This window comes from Nocardia sp. JCM 38205, assembly GCF_058222935.1.
The window spans coordinates 109,593-133,789 of sequence record NZ_JBYHFL010000002.1 but is presented as its reverse complement, the minus strand read 5'-3'; the positions used below and the strand labels follow the sequence as shown (position 1 = coordinate 133,789).

Below are 24,197 nucleotides of genomic sequence, written 5' to 3'. Positions count from 1 at the left end.
AGAGCGTGGCGCGCGGAGCGGGCGGCCGTGACCGGTGTAGTTTGACCAGCCGTGGGTAAGAGCAAGCGCAACAGTCCGAAGCCCGGCGGGAACCGGGCGCAGCGTCTCGCCGAGCGGCGAGCCGCGCTGGAACAGGCCGCCAACGCCGTCACGCGCCCGTTCGAGGGTTTGGCCGCCGAATGCGATCTCGTCGCGTTGCGCGAGTTCGTGCAGTCGGCGACCGCGACCCTGAAGCTATCGCCGGGCGCCGCGGCCGAACGTTCGGTCGTCCTCGCGACGGTGCTGCCCGGTGCGGTCGCCGCGCTGGTGCGCGCGGGTGACGAGCCGACCGGCTATGTCGGGGTGCAGGTGCAGGCCGAGGGGGAGAACCCGGCCGCCGATCTCGCCGCGGCGATCTTGTGGACCCAGTCGGCGGAACCGGGTGAGTCGCTGCCCGCCGCCGCGAGCGTCGAAGGTGGGCCCACCCTGGCCGACGTCATCGACCCGGGCGCCGCGCTCGAGTTGACGGTGCATCAAGATTTCGACTGGTGGGTGCCCGAAGGCGTGGAGCCCGATCCGCAGGTGGCCGCGACCATCGAGCAGGCCAAGCAGGCGATCATGCCCTCGGATCGGCTGGATCTCGGTGCCGACGCGATCGGCGCGGCCTGGTGGGTCGACGCGGGTGAGAAGGCGCATCTGCGCTGGGTGCGCCCGGAGCCGGAAGACGATCTGATGCTGGCGCTGGCCCGGTTGCACGCCTCGGGTGGTCTGCATCTGGGTGAGGGTTCGCGGTTCGCGGGCTCGTTCCGTACCCACGGGCTGCTGGTGCCGGTGTTCGATCTGGATCCCGAGCGGCACGCGGCCGAATGGGCCGCGCCCGCAGTCGAGTTCGGTGCGCGGTTGGCGCAGGCGCTGGCCTCGGACGCGCCGATGTCGGCCGAGGAGCGGCGGTCGCGCGACGGCCTGCGTTCGCGACAGGTCACCCTGCGTTGACGCGTCGGCGTCGTTCGCGCTGAGTCGGCGCGCGAAAACAGTGAGACGGCTTCGGTGTCCGGCCTCGGGCCGGCCCGGAGCCGTCGCTGTTCGGGGGTGGCGAAAATTCCACCGTAGTAATTTTGTGAAAAACGCTCCTTTCTAATCTTGGCTCCGTTACGTTCTCTGCATCACCGAAAGATGGTGTAGGTGAGGGAAACCTCACCGGCCGATGAGGAAAGTAGGGAAATCATGGACGCCATTCTCGAGCTTCTGACCACGCTTCTCAGCAGCCTTAGCGCCAGCGCGGGCTGAGTAGTGCGGAATTCGGCAGGCCGAGCACGCCGCAACGTGCTCGGCCTGCCGATCGCTCGATAGCGCGGTGGCGTATTACACCGAACCGCCGGCGGCCGACGGGGCACCCGAAGTGTTGCTCGGGCCGCTCATTTCGCGGGCGATGAATTCCTCCAGATCGAACAGGTTCGACCCGGCGCGATCGGCGATGGTGAGGAGGGTGTTCATATTGGCCACCTCCTCGACCTGTTCCTTCAGGAACCACTGCATGAACTGCTCGCCGAGGTAATCGCCCTCTTCGCGAGCGGTGCTGGCCAGCTGGATGATCTGGTCGGTGACCGCCTTCTCCTGGGCCAGTGCCAATGCGATGGGTTCGCGGGCATTCTCGAAATGCGATTTAGCAGCGTCGACTCCACCGAGTTCGATGCTGATATCGCGGTCGAGGAAGTACTGCACGATCATCATCGCGTGGTTACGTTCTTCGACGGCCTGGGCGTAGAAGCGCTTTGCCAACTGCGGCAGGTCGGCGTTGTCGAACCAAACCGCAATCGCGATGTATTGATGCTCGGCATTGAATTCATGCCGGATCTGATCGTGGAGCAGGCTGTGGAATTTGCTGCGTGGAGTTTCCGGATGGCTGGACATGACACAGACGTTATCGCTGGTCAGCGTCCTTGTCATCCAAGTCGACCCTTATTGAGGATAGTGTTTCCTAATTAGTTGCGTACTGTCCCAGCCATTTTGGGGGCGGAGTTGCCCGCCGGTGCGACGGTGGTCGGCAGTTCACGCGCGGCGAATTCCTCCACGTCGAACAGGTTGCCCGCGGCGCGCTCGAGCACCGTCAGCAGCGTCGTCATGGCGGACACCTCGTCGAGTTGCTGCTCCAGGAACCACTGCATGAACTGCTCGCCGAGGTAGTCGTTCGAAGCGCGCGCGGCCTTGGCGCACTCGACCGTCTGATCGGTCAGCCTCTGCTCCCGCGCATGCAGGAAAGCGATTGCGGCGTGCGGTGATTCGAAGGTCGGGCGCACCTCGTCCAGGCCGCCGACGGTGACCTCCAGATCGCGGTCGAGCAGATGCTGCACCATGCGCAGCGCATGGCCGCGATGCTCGTCGGAACGGCCGTAACAATGTCGGGCCAACTGGGGCAGCCGGTTCGCCTCGAAGTACACCGCGGCGGCCAGATACTGCTGGCCCGCGGTGAACCCGTGACGGATCTGATCGCGCAGCAGGGCCGGGAACGACCGGCCGGCGTCGAGGTCGGACATGTGCTCGACGTTACTCGCCGCGCAGATCCTCCGGAACGGGTTGCCCGGTCGCCAGCGCCTCGAAGAACCGGCTCGCGTTGGCCTTGTCCCACAGCACCACATTGCCGCTGGAGGTATCGCCGAATCCGCCGATCGGTACCGTCGTCGCCAGCGTGTCGCCGCGCAGCGCCCAGCCGAGCCGCGCCAGATCCCAGATGTGATCGCCGTTGTCGACGGTCAGCGAGCGCGCGGTGTCGCGGGCCATCGGCCACAGCTTGAACGGATTGGCCAGCGTGCTCGGGCTGGTGGCCTGTTCGAGCAAGGCGGACAGGAACAGTCGCTGATTGTTCATCCGGTCGATATCGGCGAGCGCGGTGGCGCGGGTGCGCACGAAACCCAGCGCCTGCGGCCCGTCGAGGGTCTGGCAGCCCGCGGCCAGATTGATGCCGGCCAGCGGGTCGTCGATGGGTTGCGGCACGCACACATCGATCCCGCCGAGCGCGTCGACCACTCCGGCGAATCCGGCGAACCCGATCTGCGCGTAGTGGTCGATGTGCAGCCCCGTGGCGATCTCCACCGACTGCACAAGCAGTTGCGGACCGCCGAATGCGAAGGAGGCGTTGAGCTTGTCCTGGCCGTAGCCCGGGATGCTGACGTAGGAATCGCGCGGCAGGCTCACCAATGTGGTGCGGCCCGAGGGCGGCACATGCACCAGGATGATCGTGTCGGTGCGCTCCGGACCCACCTCGCCACCGGTGGCCAGGCCCTGCTCCTGATCGGCGGTGAGCCCGGACCGGCTGTCGGACCCGACGAGCAGCCAGTTGGTGCCGGGCGTGTCGCCCACCCGGTCGGAGTAATCGGCGAGCGCGTCGATCCGGTGCAGGGTGCGGTCGAGCTGAATGACCGCGGTGACGATCAGCAGCATGAACACCACGAGCATGACCAGGAACCACCGGAAGAGATGCCGTTTGCGCTTGGGCCGCGGCGGGCGTGGCGCCCGGCCGCCACCGCGTGGCGGTCGGCTCGGCGGGGGTGGGGGCACATCGCGGCGTCTGCGCGGGGGTTCGTCCTCGCGGAACGGGACGGGTTGCTGCGTCGGCGCATGGGTGCCCGCGCGGTGCTGTTCGGCGGGCGCCTCGGGCACCTGCGACCAGGCCAGCGGTGCCGCTTCCGCTCGGCCGTCACGGTGCAGCACCTGTGTCGGCTCGATATGGCGTGGCGGTCCGTTCGGTCCGTCTTTCCGCAGCCCGGGGGCTCCCTCGGGACGGCGCATCACCGGCTCGGCGGGCTGCCGGGCGTCCGGGTGCCGCGCCGGTCCGCCGCGATACGCGCCGCCTGGTCGGTCCGCGTCGTAACGACGGGTTGCCTCGGGATCGGGGTGGGCTCCCGGGCGATTGCCGTGCGGGCCCGCAGCGCCGGGGTTGCGCGGGGCACCTCGTCGAGCGTCCTGCCCGGCACCGAGTCGATCGGAGCCAGGGCGATCGGGGTGCGGGATGCCCGGGCGGTCGGGTTGCTGCCGCCCGGCTCCTGAACGGCCGGGGTGTGCGGCGCCTGGGCGCTCGGGTTCGGGTCGTCCGGATACGGGCCGGTCGGATGACGGGATTGCGCCGGGCCCGCCGATCGGATGGCCGCCGCGTTCGCCCGCCCCGCGTGAGCCCCGGTCGGGCCGCTGCCACCCGCCCCGCTCTCCGGGTGCCTGCGGCCTGCCGGGTTCGGGGGATGGCCCACGCATCCCCGGTTCGGCCGGACGCGCGCCGGGCCGACCGGGCGCCTGCGGCGGGACCCGGCGCCTCCGTGGGTCGTCGCCGTTCATCATGTCGAACTCTACTTACCCACTCCGCCCCCGTTTGTTACCCGACGCCACGCCGGTACGCCCGCGCCCGATCCGGCAGGCCGGCGCGGACACTGCCCCGCCACCGTCCTCCGCCCTCGACCGGACCCGGCGATCCACCGCCATCGCTGTTCACGCCCGGCCAGCCGACCTGCTCAGGCGCTGATACGGGCGGCCGGGTCGACCATGGCGTGGGCGATTGCCGGCCCAGCGGCTGAGTGCCGTGCGTGGTTACCGCTCATGCTGTCTTCCGGTCTTGACCGGCTCGACGCGGTTACGGCGCCTCTCTGGGCCTTGCCCGGCGCGAGTCGAACCCAGTGCGGAGCTGGTCCAGCGCGATCAGCCGGTATCGCGGTTCACGGCAGCCGGCCGATGGCTCGCGGGGCGATATGGCGGGCAGGTCGATTGTGGTGTGCACGATCGCCGGCGGCCAGAGTCGGAGTGCCTTGCGTCGTTACCGCTACTGCGGTCTTCGGATCTCGACCGGCTTCGCGCGGTTCGTCGGTCGACTGCTCACGGCAGCCAGCCGACCCGGTCGCGGAGCACGGTGTAGCCGATATAGGCGACCGCGTCGATGAACGCGTGTGCGATGACCAGTGGCCAGAGTCGCCCGGTGCGCTGCCAGTAGCGGCCGAAGATCAGGCCCATGACGATATTGCCGAGTCCGCCGCCGAGGCCCTGGTAGAGGTGGTAGCTGCCGCGCAGCAGCGCCGAGGCGAGCAGGGAACGGTTGTCCGACCAGCCCAGGGCGCGCAGCCGGGTGATCAAGTAGGCAACGACAATGATCTCTTCGGCGGCGGAGTTGGCGCAGGCCGACAGAATCAGGGCGGGCAGCCGCCACCAGTGCTCGTCGAGGGCGCTGGGCACGATCGTCACGCTGACGCCCGCCGCGTGCGCGATCAGGTACAGCGCGAGCCCCGGCAGCCCGATCACGGCCGCGAGCACGAGTCCGTGCAGCAAATCCGGCCGCCAGCGCGCCCGAGCGAGGCCGATGGCGCGCGGGCCGATACCGCTGCGCCACAGCAGGTAGAGCCCGAGCCCCGCCCACGCTGTGAGCCGCAGCACGCCGAGCAGTTGGAACAGCAGGTCGATGGTCGACTGCGCCGAGCGCGAGGCATTGAGCGCGACGGTCTGCTCGTCCACACCGCCCGGTGCGAGCGCGCTCTCCACCAGCGACAGGGCGGCATTGAGGCCGCTCAGTCCGAAGGTGACGCCGAGCACCACCAGGATCTCGAGCCGAATCCCCGCCCGTTCCCGATCGGTCGGCTCACCGGTTTCCGCCCGGCCGAGGTCATCGCGCATGCAGCCGAATCTATTGCCCCCGGGCGCGGGAATCAGATCCGGCGCAGTCCGTTCAGGAAGGGGCAGCCTGCCAGCAACCGCACTGCGCGGCTCAGCGATTCGACGTCGTCGGCGGGCGAGGCGAAGGGCAGGCGGACGTCGTGGTCGCCGTCCTCGCCTTCTACCCGCAGGGTGAGTCCGTATCGGTCGATAGCGAGCGGATGCACAGTGCCGCGCTGCAGGCGGGGCGGCAGATGCCGGGCCAGTTGCGCGATGACGTCGGCGTGGTCGGCCTCCATATGCTGCAGCCAGGCCGATTCCATCGAGCAGAACGGGTCGGGCCTGGCCAGCCGCAGATCCTCGACGCACACCGATTCCGCGCCGGTGGCATCGGCGACCACGGCCGAGTTGATCACCAGACGCAACAGGGTGGCGGTGTGGCCGACGTCGAGCAGGCCCGGATCGGGGTTCTCCTTGGCGACCTCGGTGGCCAGCGCCCGCTGCGCCTGCGTCGGCACGGCCCGCACCCAGCCGCGCAACCACACCAGCGCGCGCACCGGTTCCCGCAGCGGCAGTGGGGCGTGGTCGGTGAGTTCCAGGACGGCCGGCGCGCCCGCGGCACCGGAGGCGGCGGCATGCGCGGCGGCGCTGTCGCGGGGCACGGCGATCACGGCGTCGCCGCATTCGCGCAGATGATGCACCGAGGTGGAGATCGGATCGGTGCCGGGCAGAGCCAGCACCGAATACTCGGCATGCGCACATGCGCTGCGCACCCGCTCGGCGGTCGTCGGTGCGCTGATCGTCTCCGGCATAGAAACCTCCACTGGGTGAACGTGCCCCACTTCACAGATGCGCAATTAGGTTAACCTAACCTAAGCGAAGGTGGGGATGCGCGCAACATCTGGCCGCTGGGTAAGTTGAAGTCCATGAGCAGCGAGCCGGTTCTGGTCGCATTGACGGCACCCGCGCGGCGACATCTGGCCGACGGCCTTGTCGTCCCGCCCGCCACGGCGCCACCGGGCCGGATCATCGCAGCGGATCTCGACGTTGCCGAGATCGCCGACATCCTCGCCGAAGCCGCCCACTCCGACACCGGTCTGGTCGCACGGACCGACGATCCGCAGCGCGCGCTCGCCCTCGTCGCCGGCACCGCCGCCGCACTGTGCGGTGAGGACATCCGCACCGCCCTGACCACTCCCGATGTCGGCTTCCTCACCGGCCTGAAGCCACAGGCGGTCGAGGCCGTGCGCGGGGTACTGCTGGCCATCGAGACGCGGCATCCGCGGGAACTGGCTCAGGCGCTCACCGAGCTGCTGGCTCCGGTCGCCGACTGATAGCCCAGCCGTTCCCGGCCTCGGGAAGTCGGCCGAGCGCGTGGGCTCGCGCAAGTAATCTCGTAGGCGTGCCGCGAATAGCGTATTTCGGGCCCTCCGGAACCTTCACCGAGATGGCCCTCGCCGAACTCGAAACCTCGGGGGCCTTCGACGGGCCGGTCGAGCGGATCGCCGCGCCCAGTCAGGGCGCCGCCCTCGATTTGATCCGCTCGGGTGACGTCGACGGCGCCGTGGTGCCGATCGAGAGTTCGGTGGAGGGCTCGATTCCGGCCACCCTGGATTCGCTGGCCGTCGGCCCGCGGCTGCAGATCATCGCCGAGACCGAACTCGAGGTGAGCTTCGCGATCCTGGCCCGCCCGGGCACCCGGCTCGACGACGTGACGTCGGTGGCCGCGTACCCGGTGGCCGCGGCGCAGGTGCGGCTGTGGCTGGAACGTCATCTGCCCGGCGCCACCGGTTATGTGTCGGCCTCGAACGCCGCTGCCGCCGAGGATGTGCTGGCCGGGCGCGCCGATGCCGCGGTGTCCACCACTCTGGCCGGGCAACGCCTCGGCCTGGTGCCGCTGGCCGAGGGCGTCGCCGATCACGAGGACGCGATCACCCGGTTCGTGCTCGTCACCAAGCCGCGGGTGGCACCGCAGGCCACCGGCGCCGACCGCACGTCGATCGTGCTCGAACTGCCGAACGAACCGGGCGCGCTGATGCGCGCCTTCGGTGAATTCTCCACTCGCGGTATCGATTTGACCCGAATCGAATCACGGCCCACCCGCACCGGGATGGGCACGTACCGGTTCTATCTGGATTGCGTCGGCCATATCGACGACGCCGCGGTCGCCGAAGCGCTCAAGGCGCTGCACCGCACGGCGCGTATCCGTTTCCTCGGCTCCTGGCCCGCCACCTCGGCCACCGGGACGCCGCCGCCGTCGGATGAGGAAGCCGCGCAGTGGCTGACCCGATTACGAAAGGGGGTTGCCGACCTGTGACAGGCAAACTGATTCTGGTGCGGCACGGTGAGACCGAAGGCAATGTCGCACGGATGCTCGATACCAGTCTGCCCGGGCTGCCACTCACCGAACGCGGTGCGGCGCAGGCGAAGACCTTCGCATCGCGGCTGACGGTGCCGCCTCGGCTGCTGCTGTCCTCGCAGGCCTTGCGGGCCAGGCAGACCGCCGGCTACATCGAAGCCGCGAGCGGCATCTCGGCCGGAGTGCTCGACGGCGTGCACGAGGTGCAGGTCGGCGATCTGGAGGGGGAGAGCAGCCAGCAGGCGCACGAGCTGTTCCTGCGGGTGTACCGGTCCTGGCACGAGGGCGAGTTGACGCAGCGGCTGCCCGGTGGCGAATCGGGCCAGGACGTGCTCGACCGTTTCCTGCCCGCGATCACCGAATTGCGTGACGGATACCTACTCGACGACGCCGGCGATGTGCTGCTGGTGAACCACGGCGCCGCCATGCGCCTCGTCGCGCGGGCACTGACCGGCGTGGCGCCGCCGTTCACCATCGACAACCATCTCGACAACACCGAGACCATCGAGTTGGCGCCGCGTCCCGACGGCAGCTGGGAATGCGTGCGCTGGGGCCGGTTCACCCCGCCGTTCGGGCGCGCGCCGGCATTGGGGTCCGACGACCCGATGGGGTGAGCTGCGCCCGGCCACGCTGGTGACCGGGCGCGACGCTCGATGATTCAGGACCGTGGTCGGATCACACCACCGCTGGACTGTCCGGGAACTCTTCGCGTTCCGGCAGCGAGTTGATCAGATCTTGCAGCGCTATCCGCAGTCGGGCGTTGGTGCCGCTGCTGAACGAGGTCCACTTCACGCCGTCATCGGAGACGCTCGCCGTCGCGATGAAACGGCCCGCGCGCGTGTTGAATACGGCGATATGGTTGTCGGCGATCTCGCGGGTGCCGTCGCCGTAGACGACGCCGACGATCTCGGCATGCGAATCCAGATGCACCAGGGCCGAGGCGAGGGTCTGCGCGTCCCGTGGTGGATTGCCGACCTTGCCGAGGCGGTTGGCGGTGGCCGTCGCGTCGCCGAGGTCGTTGAAGATCGGCTCCAATTGCTCTGTCGGGGCGTTCATTCCGGTGAGTTCGAGCGCCTCGGCGGGCCCGAGCGCGGCGAGCACCGGACCGGGTAGATCTTCGTCGGCCTCGTCGATCACATACGACTCGGGTCCGCGCAGGGCGACCGTCACCAGATCGTCGCCCTTGGCCAGACACATCCGGCTCACCTGACCGGAGACGACCAGCCGCAACGCGATGGCCCAGTGCGGGCGGTTGAGCGCGCGCAGCCGGTCGGCGAGATCCGGTTGAACCACTTCACCGTCGAGCAGATCCCGATCGGCGAGCGACTGGGCGGCCGCGGCCATCGCCGCATCGTGCGCGGTCTCGTTGTCGTAGCGCCCGATCGCGTTCAACACGACCGGGACCTCGTCGATCTGCAAATGTTCCAGCAGGAACTGCATTTCGTCGAGCGAGAGCGTGACCGCGCCGAGCGTCGCCGGACCGCGACCGGCACCGAGTACCGTCACTTGGCCGTCCCGGCGGGATCGGCACCGATGACGCCGTCGGCGGCGAGGCGGCCGTCGGAGAAGTGATCCGCCCGCAGGTAATCCGCGCCGTTGTGCTCGGACTCGTCGTCCTCGCTGTTGGCCGCACCGCGACCGAGCAGCGGGCTGGCGGGCCCGGTGGAGGCGGGACGGATCGGCGCGGCCTCGGTGCGCGCCACGGCGACCTCGGTGACCGGAGCGGCCGCACCCGCACCACCGCTGACCGGCGGTGCGCCCCAGCCCTCGGGCACCTTGAACGCGCTGCCCGCGCCGACCGACGCGCCCATCCCGGCGGCGCGGGTGGAGGCACCGGCCGCGGCCGCGGCGCCACCGGCGGCCATGCCGACCGGAGCCATCGACGCCACCCCTGGCGCGCCCGAGCTGGTGGCGGCGGCGATCGCGTTGGCGCCGAGATTGCCGACGGTGCTCACACCGCTGGTGGCGACCGAACCGGCCACGTTCGCGGCCTGGGTGACCGCGCTGCTGATGGCCGGGTTGTTCACCACCGCGCCCGCGGCGGCGAGCGCGGTCTGCACCGGGTCGCCATTGCCGCTCTGGAAGGCCTGATCGGCGTTGGAGGCGGCTTCGGCGGAGCCGGCGCCGTTGGCGATCGGCGGCGGGTTGATGAACTCACCGGGCGTGATCACGGTGGCGGTGGTGGCGGCCTCGTAGGTCTCCATCACCAGCGCGGCGCGAATGTCCATGGCGTGCTTGGCGACTTCGGCCGCCTCGAACGCGCCCGAGAGCGCACCGGCCGGGTTGGCAGAGGCGACGACCGCGGTATTGACCGCGACGATCTCCGGCAGGCTCGGCATCGCCAGCGAGGCGACGGTGTAGGCGGTGGCGTTGGCGGCGGCCTTGCTTCCCATCGTCGCGGCCATCACGCCCTGCTGGCCCGCCCATGCGGTGAACCCGCCGAGCCGGGCCAGTGCGCCGATGCCGTTGACGCTCTGCAGGCCGAGGCCCAGTTCGGCCATCACCCGGGTGACGGTGGCGGTGGCGTCGACCCAGGCGCCCGTCAGCGTCCCCCATGCGGTGGCGGCGGCCGAGATCGGAACGGCGTGCGCGCCCGCGTTCAGCGCGACGGAGTTGAATTCGGCCATGCGGGGCAGCCAGAACACCCCGGTGATTCCTGCGGTCATGCTTGTTTCTCCCCTTGTGTGAAGCTCGGAGCCGGATCGGCGGTCGGCTAGGCGACGATCGAGTTGAACGGTGCGCCGGTCAGCGTGACGATTCCGGCGGACATGGCGTCTTCGGCCATGTACTGCGCGAGCTGAGTGCGCAGGATCGCGGCGGCGTGATGCAGTTCGAGAATCCCTTGCGCGACGGCCCGATCATGGGTGATGGCCGCGTGATTGAAGTGGTTCGCGGCCAACAGCGACACCTCGTCGGCGCCCGAGGGGAGGACATGCGTTGCCGGTCCGGTCACCGCGGCCACCCCGGCCAGACGGTCGGCGAGCAGATCCAGTTCGACAGCTGCGGCGAGGATGAGTTCGGGTGTGACGTGCACGTTGCCAATCATGTCTCGACTCCTTCTAGTGGTAGCTGTTCGGCGGAACCACGAGAATTCCCCCTACGAGTACATTGGACGCGACGTCACCACGATCGGTTCCATCGAATCCAGAGTTTCCTTCCGGTCTTGCCGGCCAGACGCGAACCCCCATCCACAGGTTCGCATACAGCTCGGGCTAAGACTAGCCCCATCCCAGCTGATGGAGCCGTTCTTCGTCAATCCCGAAATAGTGTGCTATCTCATGGATCACGGTGATCGCCACCTCCTCGACCACCTCTTCTTCGTCGGCGCATATCTCCAGCAGGGCGTCTCGATAGATGGTGACGGTGTCCGGGAGTGCGCCGCCGTAATGACTGTCGCGTTCGGTCAACGCGATTCCGTGATAGAGCCCGAGCAGATGTGGATCCTCCGGATTGCGTGCCTCGATCAGCACTACGACATTGTCGATGGCCCGGGCGAGTTCGGGCGGAATGAGATCGAGCGCGTCGGCGACCAGCTCCTCGAAGCGGTCCTCGGACATCGAGACCGGCATGTACGTCGTCGCCCTGCCTAGCGCGGCTGCGGCGGCAGCGGTGCGGCGCCCGGCAGCGGCGGCGGGGTGTAGCGGCCGTCGCTCGGCGGCGGCACCGGGGCCTGGCCGTTGATCAGGATCTCGCCCTTCGCCGATCCGGTGATGGGCGCGAATCCTTCGCGGTCGGCGCCCTTACCGACCATGCAGTCGAGTTTGCGGCTGCCGGCGAGCCAGCTGCGCGCGTCGATGTAGTCGAAGAACAGCGTCAACGTCTTGTTGCGCAGGACGTCCGGGCCGCCGAGGTATTCGGTGGACAGCCGCGCGCATTCGCCTTCGACGAACTTGTCCTGCTCTTCCTTCGGCGGCGGCGGACCCTGGAAGCGGCCGCCGAGATCGACGGTCGCCACGATCTCCACCGCGTGCGGCTGGGTGCAATCGACCGGATCGGTGGGCAGGTTCTGGTTGATGCCGAGGCACACGCCAGGGGCGAACACCTTGGACTGGTCGTTGTCGAGCACGCTGCCGGTGGTCGGCAGCGGCGCCGAGGCCGCACCGGTCAGGCCCGCGGCCTGAAGTCCGCAGCGCAGCTTGCGATCTCCGGTCTTGGCCCAGCCTTCGGGGCTCGGATACATCAGGCCGACGACGAAACGCCCGCGCGGGTCGAACTTCCCGCCGAGGTACTGCTGCGCCGCGGTGACGCAGTGCTCCTCTTTGAGTTCGGTGAATCGCAGCGAATCGGGGAAACGCGAACCGGGGCCGAATTCCTTGCCCGGGTACTTGCTGAGGTCGATATCGGCGGTGACCTCGAACAGATGCTTGTCCGCGCAGTCGACCTCGACCAGGTCGGAGCGATCCGGCGCGGTCCAGCTGAGGCAATCGCCGCGGGTGGCGGTGCCGAAGGTCTTCTCGGCGCCAGCGGGCGCGGCCACGGCCGGGTTGTGCGCTTCCAAGCCGGAATCGTTCTCGAAACCGGTGACGAACAGCGTCACCATGGCCGCGGTCACCGCGCCGACGGCGACCGCGAGCAGTCCCCAGCGCAATTTCGGCGCCGACAGCCGCAGCTTGCCTCCCGAATCGGCGTCGGCATCGGGCGCCGGAGCCGCCGCCGTCGACCCGCGCCCCTGCCGCGGTTTCGACCGGCCGAACGCCGCGCCGCGCGGGCGCCGGCCGGCGGAGCCGCGGTCGGGGCGGCCGACGGCGGGCCGCGACGGATCACCGTCCCGAGCGGACTCGGGCACCGGCGGGGGCGTGTGCGCGTCATCGGAGGTCATCGCGATCCATCATGGCACGTCCGCGTCAGGGGCCGGAGGCGGAAGCTTGCGTAACCACGCAGGCCCCCGCGGGCGTGCCGAGTGGATACAGCACGTCCGCGTCAGGGGCCGGAGGCGGAAGCTTGCGTAACCACGCAGGCCTCCGCGGGCGTGCCGAGTGGATACAGCACGTCCGCGTCAGGGGCCGGAGGCGGAAGCTTGCGTAACCACGCAGGTCTCCGCTCGCAGGCCCCCGTGGCTCACCCCCGCAGGGCGGACGCGAACAATCCCGGCAGCCGCGCCGGATTCTTGCCCGCGTAGAACTCGGTGAGCTTGCGCCCGGTCGAGGCCGCAGTGGCATTGTCGACGAACCAGGGCGGCTTGGGGGAGAGCGCCCATTCCCGGTGCAGCACCGAGCGTGGCGCCGGGCGGAACGGGCCGCGCACGACGGTTCGTTCCACGTCGTCGAGCAGCAGCGCGTTGTGCACGATGCCGATGCCGCTCTGCACGTTGTCGAGGGTGTGGCCGGGGTAGGCGCCCCAGGAGGCGCGCGGGGTGAGGAAGGCCAGTCCGGTCCAGGCGTTGATCGCGACGGTGCCGTAGCGCAGCCGCTCGACAGCCCGCTCGAACGCGAAGCCGAGCCGTTTGATCGTCACCGGATGTGCGATGAGATTCGCCCCGAGCGTGCCGGTGAGCTCGTCGTTGGCGAAGTCCACCGCCCGCTGCAGGAACTCACCGCCTGCTCCGGGTAGCTCGACCACGCCGAGCACGGGCGCGAAGTATTCGGTGCGCAGCAGTGCGGTATCGGCGGTGGGCAGTTGTTCCACCAGCACTCGCCCGGAGTCGGGGCCGAGCCGCCGGGCGTCCGGGTAGGCGGCCAGTGCGTCCGCGACCCGTGTGTCGCTGCCCGGGTAGTAGGCCGGACGCTGCGGTGCCTGCGTCATCGCCTCGCGCAGTGCGTCGAGAAACTGCTGCTTCTGCGGCCAGTCCGCGCTCAGCACCACCGTCTGCGCGGCGACACAGTTGTAGCCGCCGTTGTGCAGTCGCTGGGTGGCCACATGCGCGGCCTGATAGCGCAGATCGGCCTCGGACCATTCCCCCGGCACCACGACGGTCGGCGAGACACCGCCGAGTTCGCTGGTGATCGGCTTGTCCAGCAGTGGTCGACGATCGTGGCGGCGTTCGATCGCATCCGGTCCGGTGCCCCACACGATCGCGTCGTGGGTGATGGCGCTGCCGGTCATGTGCACGTGTGCTACCCCTGGATGCCGCACCAGGTACCCGCCCGCTTCGGCGCCGCCGGTGAGAATGCGCAGCACGCCGAGTTCGATGAGCGGGGCGAAGATCATCTCGAACACCGTGAACAGCGGATCGGTGATCGGGTTCAATTTCAGCGCGACGACCCGGTTGTTCGCGTACAGCTCGTACAGGGTGTCCAGCGGCGCGATCGACATGATGTTGCCCGCGCCGAGCACCACCCCGACCCCGCCGGTCGCGGCCGGTTCCCGCTGGGCGAGCCCGGCCTTGCGGCGCGCGGTCGCGGCGTCGACGCCGGGACGCAGCCACACTTCCCCGGAGAACCCGCTGAGCAGCAGCTTGTCGTAGGTGCCGAACGGCAGGACGGGCACCGCGAGCCGTCCGCCCGGGGCCGGGCGCAGGTCGATGCCGTCGAGCGGGCTGCGGCCGGCCTCGAGTGCGCTCAGTGTTTCCGCGAGGGCGGTGGTGGCTTGCAGCAGAGTCAGCGGGCCGGACATCCACTCCTCGCCGACCAGCGGGGACTGCGGGTCGAGCTGCTTGATGGTGCAGGCGGCGCGGACCCAGTCGGCGGCGAAGCGCGCGGTCCTGGTGTGGATCTGTTCGAGGAGTTCGCGGCGGCGGCGCAGCGGAGTACCCGCCCACACCTTCTCGCCCGCGGCCAGCTCGGCCAGCGCGTTGTCGATTGCGGTGTCGTCGAAAGTGGTGGCCACAGCACAACTATGCGCCTGCGCGCCGGTTTCGGCCGGACGAATACGGATCCGCCCCCCGCCCGGTGCCGCGCTGCCCGCCGCCACCAACCGATATCCGATTACCCAGCACACGCCCCGCCAACTAGGCTGGTCAGCCATGATCGACCTCCGATTCCTGCGCGAACATCCCGACGTTGTCCGTGCCTCGCAGCGGGCGCGCGGTGAGGATCCCGCGCTGGTGGACGCGCTGCTAGAGGCCGACGCGGCGCGCCGGGCCGCGGTCGCCACCGCCGACAATCTGCGCGCCGAGCACAAGGCGATGGGCAAGAAGATCGGCAAGGCGAGCAAGGAGGAGCGCCCGGCGCTGCTGGCCGAGGCATCGGAGATGTCGGCGAAGGTCAAGGAGGCCGAGGCGGCCCAGCACGCCGCCGACGCCGATCTGGACGCCGCGCAGCGTGCCATCTCGAATGTGGTGCAGGAGGGCGCGCCCGCGGGCGGCGAGGACGATTACGTCCTGCTCGACACCATCGGCACCCCGCCCGAATTCGACTTCACCCCGAAGGACCATCTGGAGCTGGGTGAATCGCTGGGCTTGATCGATATGGAACGCGGCGCGAAGGTTTCCGGCGCCCGGTTCTACTTCCTCACCGGTTACGGCGCGCTGCTGCAACTGGGCCTGCTCCAGCTGGCCGCCCAGCGCGCGGTCGCCAACGGTTTCACGATGATGATCCCGCCGGTGCTGGTGCGCCCGGAGATCATGGCAGGCACCGGTTTCCTCGGTCAGCATTCGGCCGAGGTGTATCACCTGGCCGACGACGACCTGTACCTGGTCGGCACCTCGGAAGTGCCGCTGGCCGGCTACCACTCCGACGAGATCCTCGATCTGAGCGGCGGCGCCAAGCGGTACGCGGGCTGGTCGTCGTGCTTCCGCCGGGAAGCGGGCAGCTACGGCAAGGACACCCGCGGCATCATCCGGGTGCACCAGTTCGACAAGGTCGAGATGTTCGTCTACTGCAAACCCGAGGACGCCGACGCCGAGCATCAGCGGCTGCTGGCCTGGGAACGCGAGATGCTGGCCGCCATCGAAGTGCCCTACCGCATCATCGACGTCGCCGCGGGCGATCTGGGCAGCTCGGCCGCGCGCAAGTTCGACTGCGAGGCATGGGTGCCGAGCCAGCAGACCTACCGCGAGCTCACCTCCACCTCGAACTGCACCACCTTCCAGGCCCGCAGGCTCTCGGTGCGCTACCGCGACGAGAACGGCAAACCGCAGATCGCCGCCACCCTGAACGGCACCCTGGCCACCACCCGGTGGATCGTGGCGCTGCTGGAGAACCACCAGCAGGCCGATGGGTCGGTGCGGGTGCCGCAGGCGCTGGTGCCGTTCGTCGGCACCGATGTGTTGACGGCGCCGAAGTAGCGCGCCGTGTACGGCCCGATACGCCTGGGCGAGGATGGGTGCGATGTCCGATTCGGGTGATGTGGCAACCGGGGGGTTCGGTGTTGTCTAGGCTGTCGTTCGTGCGAGGAATCGGGTCTCGCGGCGATACCCGAACCCGGGTGCGGGCCGCGTCTGCGTTGGCGACGGCCATGGTCATGTCCAGGACCACCGGGGCCTTCTACGTGATGGGTGGCGCGCTCGGGCTGGTGATCACCGCCGTCGCGCCCGGCGATGAGGGCAACCGGCCGCTGGTCGGCAGCGCCGCCGCGGTGGCGTTGCTGCTCGGCATCAGCCTGCTCGGCTGGGGTCCGCGGCTGCCGCACAGCATCCATCACGGCTACGTCGCCATCGCGACGATCCTGGTCACCATCGCCGTCTACGCCTTCCCGAACACGGTGGGTGCGATCACGCTGGCCTCGTTCTATGTGTTCGTCGCCTGCGATGCCGCGTTATTCTTCGTCTGGCCGCTGGCCATGGCGCATATCGCGCTGGCCATGGCGTTGTGTCTGTGGGTGCTGCCCACCCGTGAGGGTCTGCCGTGGTGGTCGGGGCTGATCCCGGCGGGGGTGACCTTCGGGGTCGGCGTCGTCGTCGGGATCCTCACCCGGATGGCGTCCGAGGCCGATATCGACGTACTCACCGGGCTCCTGAATCGGCGCGGTTTCGACCGGGCGCTCAACACCGCCATCGAGAACGCCACCCGCTCCGAGGAGGGGCTCGCGCTGGTGCTGGTCGATCTCGACCGGTTCCAGAAGGTCAACGATCACCTCGGGCACCGCGCCGGTGACGCCGTGCTGCAACGGGTCGCCGATACCTGGTCCAAGCTGCTCGCCCCCGAACAGCGGCTGGCCCGCTACGGCGGCGACGTCTTCGCACTGCTGCTGCCCGGCACCACCGAACAGGCCGCGATCCTGCTGACCGAACAGTTGCGCGCCGCCGTCACCACCGGCTGCTCGGCCGGTGTGACGTCCTGGCAGCCGGGCGAATCCGGGTCGCTGCTGGTCAGCCGCGCCGATGTCGGTCTGTACCGGGCCAAGCAGGCGGGCCGCAACCGGACCGTGCTGGAATCGTCGCGGCAGCTGCCGCTGGCGGTGGAGCTGCGCGAGGCCATCGACCGCGGGGCGCTGGACGTGCACTACCAGCCGATCGTCAGCCTCAGTGAGGGCGGCGGCAAGGCCGTCGGGGTGGAGGCGCTGCTGCGCTGGTCGTCGAGCGCGCAGCCGGACGTCACCACCGAGGGCCTGATCCGGGTGGCCGAGGAATACGACCTCATCTCCGACCTGGACGAGCTGGTGCTGCGCCGGGCCTGCGCCGACGCCGCGCGGCTGCAGGAAACCTTCGCCCAGCTCGATCTCACCCTCAACGTCAATGTCAGCGGGCTGGAGCTGGCCGAATCCGGCTACGCCGACCGGGTCACCGGGATCTTGGAGAGCACCGGCTGGCCCGCCGATCAGCTGGTGCTCGAGGTGACCGAAAGTGAGCTGGCCGCCGAATCGCAGACCGCCATCGCGAACCTGCACACCCTGCGCGACCGTGGCGTCCGCATCGCCATCGACGATTTCGGCACCGGCTACTCCTCGCTGAGCAGGCTGGCCGCCCTGCCGAGCGACATCATCAAGGTCGACCAGTCGTTCGTGGCCGCGATCCGCTCCGATTCGCCCGCCCCGCCGCTGCTCGGCGTGATCGCGGCGCTGAGCAAATCGCTGGACCTGCAGGTCATCGCGGAGGGTGTGGAAACCGAGTATCAGGCGGCCGTGCTCACCGAGCTGGGTTTCGCGCTGGCACAGGGGTACCACTACAGCGATTCGCATCCGGTCGCCGAACTCATCAGCGATCTGAACCAGAACCAGGGCCGGATCGGTCCCGGTGCCGACGCCGATCGCAACGGCTGGGTTCCGCTCGGCTGAAATTTCCCTTGACCGGCATCGTCGGCTGCGGCGATGCTTGGCACATGCGTTTACTCGTCTATGGCTGTTGATTCGGCCCTGGCAGGCCTGCCGAACCGATCGGCATGCGTGCGCTCACCGTACGGGCGGTGCTGTTCACCGGTCTCGGTGATTTCTTCCCGCTCTATGCCGTCTATGCCCTGCTGTTCGCCGACCACGGCCTGAACGCCGGGCAGATCTCCTCGCTGTTCGCGCTCTGGTCCGCGACGGCGTTCCTGCTGGAAGTGCCTTCGGGCGCGTGGGCCGACACGGTGTCCCGGCGCGGACTTCTGGTGCTGAGCGGGCTACTGCTCACCCTCGGCTTCACGCTGTGGACGCTGCTGCCGAGCTATCTCGGCTTCGCCGCCGGATTCGTGGTGTGGGGCGTATCGGGCGCGCTGCGGTCGGGGACGTTCGAGGCGCTGCTCTACGACGAACTCAGCCTGCGCGGTGAACCCTCGGCGTTCCCGCGGATCCTCGGCTACACCAGGGCGGGCACCGAAATCGCTGTGCTGATCGCCATCCTTGCCGCGACCCCGCTGTACCTGATCGGCGGTTATCCGCTGATCGGCTGGGTGAGCGTGGCGATGGCGGCCGCGCACACCGTCGTCGCGCTGAGCCTGCCCGGTGCGCCCAAAGCGGTGTCGACCGCCGACGTGGATGAGGTCGAAGAGGATCCGACCGGCGCATCGACCGCCCGCGCGGCGGGGGCAGCCGCCCACCGGACCGCTGTCGCGCCGGAACCCACCGCGTTGCCGAGCGCGGCTGCCGGACCGACACCACCGGAGGCGCCGGGTCCATCCCCGCGCCCGACATCATCCGACGGCCCGATCACGCGGTACCTGACGATGTTGCGCTCCGGGCTCGCCGAGGCGACGCGGATCACGACCGTCCGCAACGGTGTGGTGCTCGGCGCGCTGCTCTACGGCATCACCGCCTTCGACGAGTATTTCGCCTTGGTGGCCGGGGAGGCCGGCGTCGCGACGGCCGTGGTCCCGGTACTGGTGGCGATCACCGTGGTCGGCTCGCTGATCGGTTCGGTGACGGCGGGACGCACCGAGACCATGCGGGCCCGCACGATGGGAATCGCCATTGCCGCCGCGGGCGCGCTGTTCATCGCCGGCGCCGTCGTCGTCGGACTGGCGGCGCGCTGGCCTGCGGCGTTGTACGTGCTCGCGGGGTCGGGCTTCGTGGCGCTCGGGGTGTCCTATGGCGTCATCTACAACACGAGCGTGGTCGCGGCGGCCCGCCTGCAGGACGCCATCGAAGGTCCGGCCCGCGCGACGGTGACCTCGGTGTCCGGCCTGCTGTCGGAGGTGGTCTCGCTCGCGGCCTTCGGTTTCGTCGCGCTGGCGACGGTGTGGTTGCCGATGTCGGCGACCGTCGCGTTGCTCGGCATCGGTGTGCTCATGATCGCCGCGGTGACACCGGCCTGGCTGCCGCGCCGGCCCCGGCCGTCGAGCAGCTGAATGGAACCCGGCCGATGATGGGTGGCGGCTGCACGGCAGCGCTGCGTCACGGGGATAGGGTGGCGCGGTGGTGCAGCGACGGCTCGGACTCGGACTCGGGATGTCCATCGGGGCCGGGGTCGCGGTGCAGGCCAGGATCAATGGCGCGCTGGGGGAGCGGCTGCACGATGGAATCGCCGCCGCGGTGGTCAGTTTCGGCACCGGATTGCTGGTGCTGGCCGTGGCTTTCGCGTGCTCGCGGACGTTGCGTGACGGCCTCGGCAAGGTGCGCCGGGCGGTGGCGGCGGGGCAGCTGCGGCGCTGGCAGTTGCTCGGCGGGTTGTGCGGTGCGGCGTTCGTGGCCAGTCAGGGGCTCACCATCACCGCGCTCGGTGTCACCGCGTTCACCGTGGCCGTGGTGGCCGGGCAGCTGCTGAGCAGCCTGGTGGTGGATCGGCTGGGGCTGGCGCCGAACGGGCACACCCCGGTGACACTGCGCCGCATCGGTGCCGCCGCGCTCGGGGTTTTCGCGGTGGCCCTGGCCGGGGTCGGTAGCTCGGAGGTCAGCGGGGCGCTGTCGGCGCCCACCGCCATCGCCGAGGTCCCGCCGGCGGTGCTCATCCTCGTTCCCGCCCTCGCGGGTATCGGCCTGGCCTGGCAGCAGGCGGTGAACGGACGTGTCGGCGCGGTCGGCGGCCCGTTCCCGGCCACCGGCATCAACTTCGCTGTCGGCCTACTCGGCTTGCTGGCCGTCGAAGCCGTGGTCGTCGCAGGTGCAGGCCTGCCCAGCGAATTCCCCACCGACCCATGGCTTTACCTCGGCGGCGTCATCGGCGTGGTCTTCATCGCCCTCGCCGTCCTGGTCGTGCGCTGGATCGGCGTCCTACTTCTCGGTCTCACCTCGGTCGCGGGCCAACTTCTCGCCTCGGTGGCCCTCGACGTCATGATCCCCACCGGGGCGGGGCTATCGATCACCGCCCTGATCGGCTGCGCTCTCACCTTGATCGCGGTGGTCGTGGCGACAGGCCGGCCGGGTTCGTCGTCCGAACAGCACAGCTGAAGATACGGCGAGGTACGACTGGCGGGACGTAGTCGTACGGCACAGCAACCACGCGCCGAGCCCGGCGTTTCCGTGCGGGCGTCGGGCAGCCCGGCGAACTCAGACGAGCTTGCGGGAGCGCAGCTCATGCCCCTTCGAGGTCTTGCAGCGACCCGATTCCAGGTCCCACTGCCAGCCGTGCAGATTGCAGGTGAGGGTGTTGCCTTCGACCACGCCGAACTTGGACAGGTCCGCCTTGAGGTGCGGGCAGCGGCGCTGGACTTCCCAGCCGTCGAGTTCGGTGGAGGCGGAGTCGTCGTGGGCCTCGGCGAACCAGCCGTCGGCGTAGGCGATGCGCTCGTCGGTGAGGCATTTGAAGAAGGTGTAGAGGAACTCGTTGTAGCCGCCGATGCGCCAGGCCTGGAAGCGCGTGGACAGGAAGATGGTGTTCACCCAGTCCGGTTCGTTGTCGCGCAGCACGGTGCGTACCAGCTCCGGGGCGATCCGGAAGCCGTAGCGGTACTTGCCCTCACCCTCGATCGGACCGCGCACCAGGCGCTTCGGGAAGTCGAGCACCACGGTTTCCTCGCCGATCACCAGGCCGACGGGGTAGCCGATGCCGTCGCAGATCAGATCGCTCTGCGCCATGATCGGCTCGAACAGCGCCTTCAGCGGTTCCAGCAGCGGGCCCTCGCCGGTGGCCCACGTCGCCTTCTCGGCCGCGAGCACCGGCGCCATCCGCTCGGCCATCCGCTCGATATAGGCGGCCTTGTCGTCGTAGATCTCGGCCGGGTCGAACGGATGGGTGAGTTCCAGCTCGGCGCCGCGCACATCGGCGACGGATCCGGGGATCATCAGCACGCCGCCGGCGTTGCCGTGGATCCGCATCTGCTCGAGAAACACCATCTGATCCGGGAAGATGTTGCCCTCGTCGCCGCGGTCGTCGTTGAGGTAGCGCAGTTCGTCGTCGAGGAAGACCGGCGGCCCGGCCGAGGGCACCACCCAGGTGGCGCCGACCTGTTCGATGTAGCTGCGGGCCCGGTCCATCCCGCGCTGACGCTTCTGTTTGCCGAAATTCGACTTGGTCCGGTTCGGGATGTCGTAGACCATCGGGTACCAGATCGCGCCCGAGTACTGCAGCAGATGGATGTCGACGTGCCCGAACGCCTCGTGCAGCACGTCCATATCCACCGGACGAGCGTCGTTCATGTTGAAACAGGTGGTCTCGCCGTCGGAGACGACCAGCCCCGAGTCGCCGATGGGCCCATCGGCGGGCGCACGCAAGGCGATGATCATGATGTCGAGCTCGCCACTGGGCCCGGTCACCGTGTGCTTGACCGAATCCTCGGTCTCGAAGAACTTGTGGAAGCCCAGCTTCTCCAGCTCACGGCGCAGATCCGGCACCGGGTAGTCCGGCAGCAGGACGGTGGCGTCCTTGTTGACGTGCTCGGCCAGGTTCTTCGCGTCGAAATGATCGCGGTGCAGATGCGAGACGTAGAGGAAATCGCAATTGCCCAGGGTGCCCCAGTCGAGCCGGGAGTTGTCCGGGAAGGGGAACCAGGACCCGAAGTAGGCGGGGTTCACCCAGGGATCGCAGAGAATCGACCCGGCCGTCGTCTGGATATGGAAACCCGCATGTCCGACGCTGGTGATCTGCACGAGCTTGTTCCTCCTGAACCGCGGTGTTTCCGAACTGTCAGCCGGTCGTCCAGGGTAGTCGCTACGGCGAGACGTCCCCGATGCAGTAGCCGTCGGATCCCTCACGCAAGGTGAACGTCCGGGTCTGGGTCACACCCGAGGAGTTCGTCACCGGAACCTGAACCGCGACATATCCGGCACGCAGCGCCTGTGAGCTGATCTGCTGATCGGCGAAGGCGGTGGTGCCGGTGAGCCGCCCCGGATTGTTGGCCAGCGGCGCCGGGAGCGGACTGCCCGTGCCCTGCGGATCCCAGTTCGCCGGGTTCGCCGTGCAGATCAGCGGGTGGGTGCCCTCCTGGTCGGACGGGTCGAGTGGCTTGCCGATGAGCCGGGCCAGGTAGCGGCGCACCGTGTGGCGGGCGTCGGCATCGTCGTAGCCGGGTTCGGCGCCCGCGGGGAAGACCCTGGGGCAGGCGTAGCCGGAGGCGACGGCCGCCCGGTCAACGGTGACGGTGGTGCCCGCGCTGCTGCGCCAGGTGATGACGTCATCGGTGACGGTGCCCGGCCGGGCCAGCGCGGCCAGCACGGGCTGTGGATCGGCGTACATATCGGCGACGGTGAGCGGCGGCAGCGTCCAGCAGGTGGTCTGGAGCTGGGCGATGGTTTTGCTCTCCAGGTCGACGGCCCAGCGCTGCACCGCGGGCGCCGCTTCTGGCACCCCGGGGACCGCACCGACCGGGGGTGCGTCGGCCGGGATCGGGGGTGCGGCGGGGGTGGTCGCCGGCGGGGTCCGGTCCGGGATCGCCGCGGGTGGGGTCGTCGCGGTGATGGAATTGCTGCCGGACGGATCGTCGCCGGGTATGCCCGATGCCGAATCGCATCCGGCCAGCAGTGCCGCGCCGGCAATGGCCGCGGCACCGAACGACGCCCGGCGGGACCTGCTCCGCCGCTGGTCCGGGTGCTGCGGCGGCGTCGCGCCACGGTGCCCGCCGGTCATCGGATGGGCGCCGGCCGGTCCGCCGGAACGCTCGGCACCACCCGGATCGCTCGCCCGCCGTACGGCGCTCGCATCCTGCGCGACGTTGCGGATGTCCTGCGATTCGGGCTCGGCGCGGTCCACTTCGGAGATCACCTTTCCTCGTGCGTGACTGGGGTCGATCACCCTTGCCTACGGCGCGCAATACCGCCGCACTGCCGGATCGGCCGGGCAGCGACTACGCTAGCGGAATTGTGGAACCCGTCTACCGGACGATCATCGGCCTGGCCCGAACCGTCTTCTTCGTTGAAGGTCTGAAGTTCACCGTCACCGGCGATGAACACATCCCTGCGTCCGGTGGTGCCGTCTTGGCGGTGAACCACACCGGATACATGGACTTCACCTATGCCGGACTTCCGGTGCGCACGCCCAAGCGCTATATCCGGTTCATGGCCAAGAAAGAGGTCTTCGACAACAAGATCTCCGGCCCGATCATGCGGGCGCTCAAGCATATTCCGGTCGATCGGTCCGCCGGCGCCGATTCCTACAAGGCCGCCGTCGACTATCTGCGGCGCGGTGAGCTGGTCGGGGTGTACCCGGAGGCGACGATCAGCCGCAGCTTCGAGATCAAGGAATTCAAATCCGGCGCCGCCCGCATGGCCATCGAGGCCGATGTGCCGATCATTCCGATCGTCATCTGGGGTGCGCAGCGGGTGTGGACCAAGGGTTTCCCGAAGCGGCTCGGCCGCACCAACACTCCGATCTCCATCGCCGTCGGCGAACCCATCCAGCCCTATGAACCCGCTGCCGAACTCACCGCGCAGCTGCGTTCCACCATGCAGCGCATGCTGCTCGAGGTGCAGCGCGACTACGAGCACGAACCCGGCGCGTACTGGGTGCCGGCACGGCTCGGTGGCAGCGCGCCGACGCTGGAGGAGGCCGACGCGATGGACGCCGCCGAGGCCGCGGAGAAGGCCGCCGCGCGGGCCGCGCGCAAGAACGCCGCTCAGCAGTAGGTCGACC

Annotated in this window: 22 protein-coding genes; 9 read left to right on the top strand and 13 right to left on the bottom strand. The window is 69.3% G+C overall.

Features of this window, described 5'->3' with window-relative positions:
- Positions 1-51: 51 nt before the first annotated feature.
- Positions 52-972, top strand: a complete 921-nt coding sequence (locus AC4HOU_RS07420) for a DUF5926 family protein (RefSeq protein WP_490724296.1) — start codon at positions 52-54, stop codon at positions 970-972.
- A gap of 369 nt (positions 973-1,341) precedes the next feature.
- On the opposite strand, the gene AC4HOU_RS07415 is transcribed toward AC4HOU_RS07420, so the two are convergent.
- The 5 genes from AC4HOU_RS07415 to AC4HOU_RS07395 all read right to left on the bottom strand — a co-directional run bounded on the left by AC4HOU_RS07415 (position 1,342) and on the right by AC4HOU_RS07395 (position 6,416).
- On the bottom strand, positions 1,342-1,890 hold the full coding sequence (locus AC4HOU_RS07415) for a ferritin (RefSeq protein ID WP_014348392.1): 549 nt from the start codon (positions 1,888-1,890) through the stop codon (positions 1,342-1,344).
- Positions 1,891-1,961: 71 nt separating this feature from the next.
- Positions 1,962-2,513 (bottom strand): ferritin, encoded by a 552-nt coding sequence (locus AC4HOU_RS07410; RefSeq protein ID WP_163816670.1) that lies wholly within the window; start codon positions 2,511-2,513, stop codon positions 1,962-1,964.
- Positions 2,514-2,523: 10 nt separating this feature from the next.
- Positions 2,524-3,687 (bottom strand): LCP family protein, encoded by a 1,164-nt coding sequence (locus AC4HOU_RS07405; protein ID WP_163816668.1) that lies wholly within the window; start codon positions 3,685-3,687, stop codon positions 2,524-2,526.
- A 1,149-nt stretch (positions 3,688-4,836) separates the two neighbouring features.
- Positions 4,837-5,625, bottom strand: coding sequence for a CPBP family intramembrane glutamic endopeptidase (locus tag AC4HOU_RS07400; protein ID WP_195020390.1), 789 nt, complete (start codon positions 5,623-5,625; stop codon positions 4,837-4,839).
- Positions 5,626-5,657: 32 nt separating this feature from the next.
- The gene (locus AC4HOU_RS07395) at positions 5,658-6,416 is read right to left on the bottom strand and encodes a DUF2470 domain-containing protein (RefSeq protein ID WP_195020391.1); all 759 of its coding nucleotides are present in this window, start codon (positions 6,414-6,416) and stop codon (positions 5,658-5,660) included.
- A 114-nt stretch (positions 6,417-6,530) separates the two neighbouring features.
- Between AC4HOU_RS07395 and AC4HOU_RS07390 the strand changes: the two genes are divergently transcribed.
- The 3 genes from AC4HOU_RS07390 to AC4HOU_RS07380 all read left to right on the top strand — a co-directional run bounded on the left by AC4HOU_RS07390 (position 6,531) and on the right by AC4HOU_RS07380 (position 8,577).
- Positions 6,531-6,938, top strand: coding sequence for a hypothetical protein (locus AC4HOU_RS07390; RefSeq protein ID WP_163816662.1), 408 nt, complete (start codon positions 6,531-6,533; stop codon positions 6,936-6,938).
- A gap of 68 nt (positions 6,939-7,006) precedes the next feature.
- The gene (gene pheA, locus AC4HOU_RS07385; RefSeq protein ID WP_163816660.1) at positions 7,007-7,921 is read left to right on the top strand and encodes a prephenate dehydratase; all 915 of its coding nucleotides are present in this window, start codon (positions 7,007-7,009) and stop codon (positions 7,919-7,921) included.
- Entirely contained in the window at positions 7,918-8,577 is a 660-nt protein-coding gene (locus AC4HOU_RS07380) for a histidine phosphatase family protein (RefSeq protein ID WP_194990879.1), read from the top strand. Before pheA ends, AC4HOU_RS07380 begins: the two co-directional genes overlap by 4 nt.
- 61 nt (positions 8,578-8,638) lie before the next feature.
- Here the strand turns inward: AC4HOU_RS07380 and AC4HOU_RS07375 are convergent, their stop codons facing one another.
- The 6 genes from AC4HOU_RS07375 to AC4HOU_RS07350 form a co-directional block, all read right to left on the bottom strand.
- Positions 8,639-9,469 carry an ESX secretion-associated protein EspG gene (locus AC4HOU_RS07375; RefSeq protein ID WP_194990878.1) on the bottom strand — a complete coding sequence of 277 codons (831 nt, stop codon included), beginning with the start codon at positions 9,467-9,469 and terminating at the stop codon, positions 8,639-8,641.
- The gene (locus AC4HOU_RS07370; protein WP_194990877.1) at positions 9,466-10,629 is read right to left on the bottom strand and encodes a PPE domain-containing protein; all 1,164 of its coding nucleotides are present in this window, start codon (positions 10,627-10,629) and stop codon (positions 9,466-9,468) included. Before AC4HOU_RS07370 ends, AC4HOU_RS07375 begins: the two co-directional genes overlap by 4 nt.
- 47 nt (positions 10,630-10,676) lie before the next feature.
- Positions 10,677-11,009 (bottom strand): PE family protein, encoded by a 333-nt coding sequence (locus AC4HOU_RS07365; RefSeq protein ID WP_163816651.1) that lies wholly within the window; start codon positions 11,007-11,009, stop codon positions 10,677-10,679.
- 172 nt (positions 11,010-11,181) lie between these two features.
- A complete protein-coding gene (locus AC4HOU_RS07360) occupies positions 11,182-11,532 on the bottom strand; it encodes a metallopeptidase family protein (protein ID WP_194990876.1) in 351 nt (116 codons plus the stop codon).
- Between the two features lie 17 nt (positions 11,533-11,549).
- Positions 11,550-12,782 (bottom strand): septum formation family protein, encoded by a 1,233-nt coding sequence (locus tag AC4HOU_RS07355; protein ID WP_194990875.1) that lies wholly within the window; start codon positions 12,780-12,782, stop codon positions 11,550-11,552.
- A gap of 239 nt (positions 12,783-13,021) precedes the next feature.
- Entirely contained in the window at positions 13,022-14,728 is a 1,707-nt protein-coding gene (locus AC4HOU_RS07350) for an aldehyde dehydrogenase family protein (RefSeq protein ID WP_195020392.1), read from the bottom strand.
- Between the two features lie 136 nt (positions 14,729-14,864).
- Here AC4HOU_RS07350 and serS point away from each other — a divergent pair, with 136 nt between their 5' ends.
- The 4 genes from serS to AC4HOU_RS07330 all read left to right on the top strand — a co-directional run bounded on the left by serS (position 14,865) and on the right by AC4HOU_RS07330 (position 20,581).
- Positions 14,865-16,127, top strand: coding sequence for a serine--tRNA ligase (serS, locus tag AC4HOU_RS07345; RefSeq protein WP_163816645.1), 1,263 nt, complete (start codon positions 14,865-14,867; stop codon positions 16,125-16,127).
- A 176-nt stretch (positions 16,128-16,303) separates the two neighbouring features.
- On the top strand, positions 16,304-18,055 hold the full coding sequence (locus tag AC4HOU_RS07340; RefSeq protein WP_228815206.1) for a putative bifunctional diguanylate cyclase/phosphodiesterase: 1,752 nt from the start codon (positions 16,304-16,306) through the stop codon (positions 18,053-18,055).
- Between the two features lie 104 nt (positions 18,056-18,159).
- Positions 18,160-19,542 (top strand): MFS transporter, encoded by a 1,383-nt coding sequence (locus AC4HOU_RS07335; RefSeq protein ID WP_195020394.1) that lies wholly within the window; start codon positions 18,160-18,162, stop codon positions 19,540-19,542.
- Positions 19,543-19,609: 67 nt separating this feature from the next.
- On the top strand, positions 19,610-20,581 hold the full coding sequence (locus AC4HOU_RS07330) for a DMT family transporter (RefSeq protein WP_163816638.1): 972 nt from the start codon (positions 19,610-19,612) through the stop codon (positions 20,579-20,581).
- Between the two features lie 99 nt (positions 20,582-20,680).
- Here AC4HOU_RS07330 and AC4HOU_RS07325 read toward each other — a convergent pair whose 3' ends face one another.
- Both AC4HOU_RS07325 and AC4HOU_RS07320 read right to left on the bottom strand, forming a co-directional pair.
- Positions 20,681-22,219, bottom strand: coding sequence for a Rieske 2Fe-2S domain-containing protein (locus tag AC4HOU_RS07325; protein WP_195020395.1), 1,539 nt, complete (start codon positions 22,217-22,219; stop codon positions 20,681-20,683).
- A 61-nt stretch (positions 22,220-22,280) separates the two neighbouring features.
- Positions 22,281-23,330 (bottom strand): hypothetical protein, encoded by a 1,050-nt coding sequence (locus AC4HOU_RS07320; protein ID WP_280499033.1) that lies wholly within the window; start codon positions 23,328-23,330, stop codon positions 22,281-22,283.
- 98 nt (positions 23,331-23,428) lie between these two features.
- Between AC4HOU_RS07320 and AC4HOU_RS07315 the strand changes: the two genes are divergently transcribed.
- Entirely contained in the window at positions 23,429-24,190 is a 762-nt protein-coding gene (locus AC4HOU_RS07315; protein ID WP_163813569.1) for a lysophospholipid acyltransferase family protein, read from the top strand.
- Positions 24,191-24,197: the final 7 nt, after the last annotated feature.